Annotated in this window: 8 protein-coding genes and 1 tRNA gene; 3 read left to right on the forward strand and 6 right to left on the reverse strand. The window is 65.4% G+C overall.

Annotated features, from left to right (window positions below):
* From RMN73_RS03880 to RMN73_RS03890, 3 genes are all read right to left on the reverse strand, one after another.
* A partial coding sequence (locus RMN73_RS03880) for a hypothetical protein (RefSeq protein ID WP_309602002.1) occupies window positions 1-389 on the reverse strand: 389 nt, incomplete at its 3' end.
* A 29-nt stretch (window positions 390-418) separates the two neighbouring features.
* Window positions 419-595 carry a hypothetical protein gene (locus RMN73_RS03885; protein ID WP_309602003.1) on the reverse strand — a complete coding sequence of 59 codons (177 nt, stop codon included), beginning with the start codon at window positions 593-595 and terminating at the stop codon, window positions 419-421.
* Between the two features lie 64 nt (window positions 596-659).
* Window positions 660-1088, reverse strand: coding sequence for a hypothetical protein (locus RMN73_RS03890; protein ID WP_309602004.1), 429 nt, complete (start codon window positions 1086-1088; stop codon window positions 660-662).
* A gap of 201 nt (window positions 1089-1289) precedes the next feature.
* Here RMN73_RS03890 and RMN73_RS03895 point away from each other — a divergent pair, with 201 nt between their 5' ends.
* The gene (locus tag RMN73_RS03895; protein WP_309602005.1) at window positions 1290-2090 is read left to right on the forward strand and encodes a SapC family protein; all 801 of its coding nucleotides are present in this window, start codon (window positions 1290-1292) and stop codon (window positions 2088-2090) included.
* Window positions 2091-2267: 177 nt separating this feature from the next.
* On the opposite strand, the gene RMN73_RS03900 is transcribed toward RMN73_RS03895, so the two are convergent.
* Window positions 2268-3104 carry an N-formylglutamate amidohydrolase gene (locus RMN73_RS03900; RefSeq protein WP_309602006.1) on the reverse strand — a complete coding sequence of 279 codons (837 nt, stop codon included), beginning with the start codon at window positions 3102-3104 and terminating at the stop codon, window positions 2268-2270.
* Between the two features lie 93 nt (window positions 3105-3197).
* On the opposite strand from RMN73_RS03900, the gene cpdR reads away from it, so the two are divergent.
* Both cpdR and RMN73_RS03910 read left to right on the forward strand, forming a co-directional pair.
* Entirely contained in the window at window positions 3198-3575 is a 378-nt protein-coding gene (gene cpdR, locus RMN73_RS03905) for a cell cycle two-component system response regulator CpdR (protein ID WP_309602007.1), read from the forward strand.
* 58 nt (window positions 3576-3633) lie between these two features.
* Window positions 3634-3708 (forward strand) — tRNA-Val (locus RMN73_RS03910).
* A gap of 21 nt (window positions 3709-3729) precedes the next feature.
* Here the strand turns inward: RMN73_RS03910 and RMN73_RS03915 are convergent.
* The gene (locus tag RMN73_RS03915) at window positions 3730-5523 is read right to left on the reverse strand and encodes an aldehyde dehydrogenase family protein (RefSeq protein ID WP_309602008.1); all 1794 of its coding nucleotides are present in this window, start codon (window positions 5521-5523) and stop codon (window positions 3730-3732) included.
* On the reverse strand, window positions 5520-6322 hold an 803-nt coding region (locus RMN73_RS03920), incomplete at its 5' end, for an isocitrate/isopropylmalate family dehydrogenase (RefSeq protein WP_309602009.1). The genes RMN73_RS03915 and RMN73_RS03920, both read right to left, overlap by 4 nt.

Consider the following 6322-nt stretch of genomic DNA (forward strand, 5'->3'; position numbering starts at 1 on the left):
TAGCGAAACGTCGCCGAGGGCGCAGTGGCCGGATATGGGTAGGTGACGGAAAGGAAGGAGCCGCCAGCGGGGTCGGGCCAGTAGGTGATGAAGAAGCGCTCGGTCTTGCCGCAGAAGTCGGCATCCCATTCTTCATAAGCGGCGCGGAGCGCGGCTTTGCGCAATCCGCTTGGCACCATCGAGGCATTGAGCTGGCTAGTGCGGATCTCGGACGGCGCGGGGCAGTCAAAGGTATCGCCGAAATAGGTGATCGTCTGGACGATGTCCTTGGTCAGCAGGTCGTCAGCGCCAGTGTTGCCGGTGACGCGAACGGGAACGCCCGCTGACAATGGACCGGCCGCCGCCAAAAGCGCCAAGACCAGCCAGCGTTTCCGCCACTTGAAGGTCATGAACATTCGTCCGCTGCGCGGTTCCGCCGCTATTTCTGTGGCGCGGGGGCGGGAGCGGGGGCTGGAGTCGGGGCTGGAGCAGGGGTTGGAGCCATCTTTTCCATCCCGGCCATCTTGTCCTTGTCGCAGCAGCATTTGTCTGCGGCGTAAGCGGCGGTCGAGGCGAAGGCGATGGCGGCAATGGCGATGACAATGCGGGATTTCATGACAGCGACTCCTGATTGAACCAATAGTTTACAGCGTCGACCGACATCATGCCAGCAGGTTACGCTAGCGCTCGATCCTGGGGACAAGCATCCTGAACTTCTCGATCCGGCAGGTCGCGCCGACCCGGCTGCGGATCGAGTCGCGCTTGGCGCAGACTTCGCCGTCACCGGTCTGCATGTAGAGCCCGTCGTAAAAATCGAGGCCGTCGCAATCATTGTCGAGCTTGGCGCGGATCCGCTGCCGATTGCGCATCACGATGTCGATCGTGCCAGGCCCCGACAGCAATGCCCAGGCAATGGCGCCGGCCGGCAGGCATTTGGGGCCCTTCTCCTCTTCCCACTGCAAGCGGACCGGGGGGTGGGGACGAACCGGGATTCGCAGAATCATCTGTTCCTGGACGACCATCATCCGCACCGGCGGGCCGGGCTGGCGCACCGGATCGCCGCTGCCAAGCAGCATTGCGAGGAGGCCAAGCAGGCCGGTTAGGATCATGAAGCGTCGATCATGGCGAAGGATGGACGTGGCAGCGCGGCATTGAACGCATGATGAATTGATCCTTGTCGCTCGCTCGCGCCGGGTCGCTCGATTGGTCCTGCCGAGACTTGCACAAGTGCGGGGCCGCTTCTAGAGCGCAACCGCGAGATTTCATTGGGTTAGCGCGCGCCGCAGCCCCCTTCGACGGAGATGATGACGATGGCGACCCAAGCGCCGACTGCGAGCCTGCCGCTTCTGTACAATGACCTGGTGCCGATCAACTCGGGCCAGCATGGCGCGATGAAATTGAAGCGGCTGGTGACCGTGCCCGGGATCCACGAAACCCACGCAATTCCCGTGACGGTCGAGGAATTCACCCATGCGCAGCGCAGCTTTCCGATCATCTTTTCGGCTGGCGAGGAACCGGTGCCGCTGGCGCTGATGGGGCTCAACGAAGGGGTCAACACCTTCATCGACGCCGAGGGCAAGCCGATCGGCGAGCCGGCCTACATGCCGGCTTACATGCGCCGCTATCCGTTCATTCTGGCGCGGCTGCAGCCTGACAGCGACGAATTGTCGCTGTGCGTCGACCCGACCTCGGGTGCGCTGAGCGAAGATGGCGATGGCGAGCCGTTGTTCGACGGCGACCAGCCGAGCGAGCTGACCAAAAACATCCTGTCCTTCTGCGAGCAGTTCGAGACCGCGGGCCTGCGCACCCAGGCGTTCATGACCGACCTCAAGGCATCGGGCCTGCTGATGGAAGGCGAAGTGTCGATCCAGCCCGACGGGGTCGAGCAGCCATTCCTGTATCGCGGCTTCAAGATGGTCGACGAAGAGAAATTGCGCGACCTGCGCGGCGATGAATTGCGCAAGATGGCGCAGAGCGGGATGCTGCCTTTGATCTATGCCCATCTGATGTCGCTGGCGCTGATCCGCGACGTCTTCTTCCGCCAGGTCGAGCAGGGCAAGGGGCCGCTCGGTGCCGCTGCCAAGGCCGTCCCGGCCGACGCCGAGGCGTGACCGAATAAAGCCGAATCGAAGGATCGGGGATTGAAGCGGGGGGTGCGGCCTCCCATCTGATCCCTTGGCTGGCGCGGGCGCATATCCACCCCTTGGACACCGACCGGCCGCGTATCCCTAGTGGATGCGGATCCTCCCTGAACTTGGGCCGCCCCGGCACGCTGGGGCGGCCTTTTTTTATTCGGCGGCGAGGGGCAGGCGGTCGGCAATCGTCGCGGCGAGGCCGATGACGAGCGATTCGAGCAAGCGCGCGGAGTGATCGAAGCCGGGGCCGGGGGTGCGGCCGTCGGGGGCGAGATAGCTGGCGCGGTCGAGCTCGATCTGTAGCGCGTGAATGTCGGCCTGTGGCTGGCCGTGGCGATCGACGATGTGGCCCCCGGCGTAAGGCAAATTGAGCGCGACCGTCCAGCCCGACGCGCGGGCAATGCGCGCGGCGGCGGCGGTGATGTGCGGCGCGGCGCTGCTGCCGTGGCGGTCGCCGATCACCAACTGGGCCTGGCCGCGACGGGTCGGCATCGAATGGCAATCGAGCAGGATCGCGGTGCCATGGACTATGGCGATCCGGTCGAGCCCGCGTTCGATTGCGGCGTGATAAGGCGCGTGGGCAGTGGCGATCCGCCTGTCGAGTTCAGCCCGGCTGACCGGGCCAAGCCACAAATGGCCGTGGCGCGCGGTCCGGCCGGGGATGATTCCAAGCCCGGCCAAGGCGCGAGTCGAGGTAGCCGGCGGCGCGTCGGCGACCACATTGGGGTCGATTTCATCAGGGGCGCGGTTGCAATCGATCGCGGCGCGCGGCGCAGTGGCGATGACCGCGCCAGGGCCGAGCGCGAGGGCGCGCCACGCGAGTCGATCGACCAGGGGGTCCTCAAGACTTTCGAGCGCGGGACGATCATTGGCCGCACTGGCCAGCAGCCAATCGGGATAGTCGCGCCCCGAATGCGGCACCGACAGCAAGATCGGCCAATCGCCGCGCGGGGCGATGATGGTCGGCGGGGGAAGGGGGGCGTGGGTCAAGCGCTCAGCCTATCCGTGCCAGAAAAGGACAGCAATATTTGACCGCATGGAGCCGCTGGTAAATTGCGTCGGTTAGCGGCATACATCATCGCCATGATCCGGATCCTCCTTGCCGAAGACGACACGTCGATGCGCGAATATCTGCAGCGTTCGCTGGTGCGAGTCGGTTATGATGTCGAGGCTGTCGGCTGCGGCACCGAAGCGCTGCCGTTGATCGAGGCCGGCCGCTACGACCTGCTGTTGACTGACATCGTGATGCCCGAGATGGACGGGATCGAGTTGGCGCAGAAAGCGAGTGCCATCGATCCGGCGATCAAGGTGATGTTTATTACCGGCTTCGCTGCGGTCGCGCTGCAGAGCGGTCGGACCACGCCCGAAGCCAAACTGCTGTCCAAGCCGTTCCACCTCAAGGACCTGGTGGCCGAGGTCGACCGGATGTTCCACTCCGAAGACCAGCACGGGCGGCTGTAACAGCCCGATCAATCGGGGTTGCGATGTACGAGTGCGCCGACTAGAGAGCCGCCTGTGTGGGCGTGTAGCTCAGTGGTAGAGCACTGTGTTGACATCGCAGGGGTCGCAAGTTCAATCCTTGCCACGCCCACCATTTTTCTCCTTTTCAGAGAACTTAGTCTGCGCGGTAATGCGCTTGCGGGCGGGTGTAGGTGTCGCGGTTCCAGCGGCCATGCTCGGGCGGGCCGAAACCGGAGGATTTCCAGCCGACAAATGGTCCCGCGGCCGAGAAGGCCGGGCGCGCGCGGTTGATTGACAGCATCCCGGCCTCGACCTCGGCGAGGAAGCGGGTCTCCGCCGCTGGGTCGGTGGTGAAGAGCGCGCCGACGAGGCCGAAATCACTGGCGTTGTGGAGGTGGATCGCATGATCGAGATCGCGCGCGACCTGGATCGCAGCGAGCGGGCCGAATATTTCCTGTGTCAGCAACGGGTGATCGGCCGGAAGGTCGTGGAGCAGGGTCGGGGCGATCCAGCAGCCGGGGGGCGACAGATTGGCGGGGGCAACGGTTCCGGCGAGGGCAAGGAAACGCTGTTGCGCGGAGCGGTCGATTACCGGACCGAGGTGGGTTGCGGGGTCGTTCGGGTCACCAAGGTGGAGCTTGGCGACCTCGTCGAATAGTCGCTCGGTGAAGGCCGGGGCGATGTCGGCCAGCACAATCACGCGGCGGATCGCGGTGCAGCGCTGGCCGGCGAAGCTGAATATTGCGGCGGCAAGATCGGTCGCGGCGGAAGCGAGGTCGGCCGAGGATTCAACGATCGCGGCGTTGCACCCGCCAAGCTCGGCCTGGACGGGGAGGGCGTGGTGACCGGCGGCGGCGATGATCGCACGGCCGGTCGGGACCGAGCCGGTGAAGGAAAGCAGGTCGAGGGCTCCGCTATCGATCATCGCGCGGCCGGTCGATGCGCCGCCGGTGATCAGCGCTAGGCCCTCGCCAAGCCCGACTTCGGCCAAGGCGGCGGCGAGGAGGCGGGCAATGATCGTTCCCTGAAGCGCGGGCTTCCAGACAACGGCATTGCCGTAGCCAATCGCCGGCGCGAGCTTGCCGAGGGGAATCGCGAACGGGTTGTTCCATGGGGTGATCAGCCCGACGCGGCCGACGGGGCGAAAGGCGACATGGCCTTGGTGGTCGTCGAGCGTCGTTGCGACATGATCGAGCAAGGCGAGACCGTAAGCGACTTCGCCCTCCGCATCGCGGCGCGGTTTGGCCACTGAATTGATCAGAGCGTCGACGATGGCGTCGCGATTGGCCGACAGATTGGCGTGGACAGCGCGCAATCTGGCGGCGCGTTGTTCGATCGGCAGGATCGGCGCGTTGAGCTCGGCAATGGCCGCGCGCACTTCGTCCGGGGGGGAAAGCGGGACCTCATCGAGGATGCGGTCCTGGTCGCAGGGATCGCGATGCTGGAAGCTTAGCGCTTCGCTGGTGACGATGGTGGCAGCGCGGCCGTCGAGCCAGCGGAGCGATTTCGCCGCGAACGCGGGCTGGTCGCTCGCGATCAGGCGATCGTCGATCTCGACTTCGTAGCCCTTGGCATAAGCGTCGAGCGCGGTGGCGTGGATGCAGGCGTGGGCGTGAAGCCCGGCGAGGCGCAAGCGGGTGATCCCGGCGGCCTTGAGCGCGTCGTCGAGGCCGGGGGCGTCGAACGCACTGAAGAAACGCTTGGTGAAGACCAGCTCGCCCGAATTATCGGCGAGGTCGGGCGGCGGGGTTGGGTCGGGCGCAACGTCGCGGTGCGGCATGGCGCCGGGACCGCCAGTGCGGATGTGAAAGATCGGCTCGCCGGTGGCCCGCGCCTGAGCGAGCGCAGAGGCGATAGCGGCGACCAGTTCGGCCCGCGGCGGCGTCAGGCCGGGGCGGGCGAGATAATCCTCCTGCAGGTCGATCAGCAGGAGGGCCGAGCGGATCACAGGGGCTGGTCGGCCAATAAGGCGATGAGGTTATCGGCGACCGCATTGCCGAACTCGGAGGTGCCGACGACGCGCGTACCCGGCATGGCGAGATCGCTGGTGGCGATTCCCTGACGAAGCGTCGCGCGCACGGCCTGGCGAAGCGCGGCATCGGCCTGGGGCCAGCAAAAGCTTTCGCGCAGCATCATGCCGAGCGAAAAAATCTGGCCGATCGGGTTGGCGACATCCTTGCCCGCAATGTCGCGCGCGGCGCCGTGGCCGGTCTGGTAAACCGCATGGCCCAAATCGTTGAAATTGCCCGAGAAGGATAGCCCACGCGAGCCGAGCAATAACGACCCGCAATCGGCCAGCACGTCGCCGAACATATTGGGCGAAACGATGACGTCGAACTGGCCCGGATCGGCGATCAATTGATAGACTGCATTGTCGATTTCGAGCTCGCCCAGCGCGATGCCTTTATCGCGCGCCATTTCCTTCGCGCAGCTGCGCCACAATGACGAGATGGACGGAATGCCGCCCGGCTTGAGCACGACATGAACCTTGCCGCGGCGGGTCGCGGCGAGATCGAGTGCGACCCCCATGACCCGGCGAACGTCGGCCTCGCGATAGTCGAACCGGTGGCTTGCAATGCGGTCGCCGGGTTCGCCCGTCTCATCCCACGCGCCCTGATAGATTCCGCCCATATTCTCGCGCACTGCAATGATATCGGTGGCGGCGGCGATTTCGGGGCGGACCGAGCCCGCGGCGCGAAGCTCGGGGAGCGGTTCCAAGGGCGTGAATTTGCAATAGAGGTTGAAGC

Source organism: Sphingomonas sp., assembly GCF_031372575.1.
In the GTDB taxonomy this organism is placed as follows: Bacteria; Pseudomonadota; Alphaproteobacteria; order Sphingomonadales; family Sphingomonadaceae; genus Sphingomicrobium.

What these genes read in the sequence shown, in the direction of transcription:
- RMN73_RS03890 (WP_309602004.1), bottom strand. Translation starts at nt 1,088, where the DNA reads ATGATCCTAACCGGCCTGCTTGGCCTCCTCGCAATGCTGCTTGGCAGC.
- RMN73_RS03895 (WP_309602005.1), top strand. Translation starts at nt 1,290, where the DNA reads ATGGCGACCCAAGCGCCGACTGCGAGCCTGCCGCTTCTGTACAATGAC.
- cpdR (WP_309602007.1), top strand. Translation starts at nt 3,198, where the DNA reads ATGATCCGGATCCTCCTTGCCGAAGACGACACGTCGATGCGCGAATAT.
- RMN73_RS03885 (WP_309602003.1), bottom strand. Translation starts at nt 595, where the DNA reads ATGAAATCCCGCATTGTCATCGCCATTGCCGCCATCGCCTTCGCCTCG.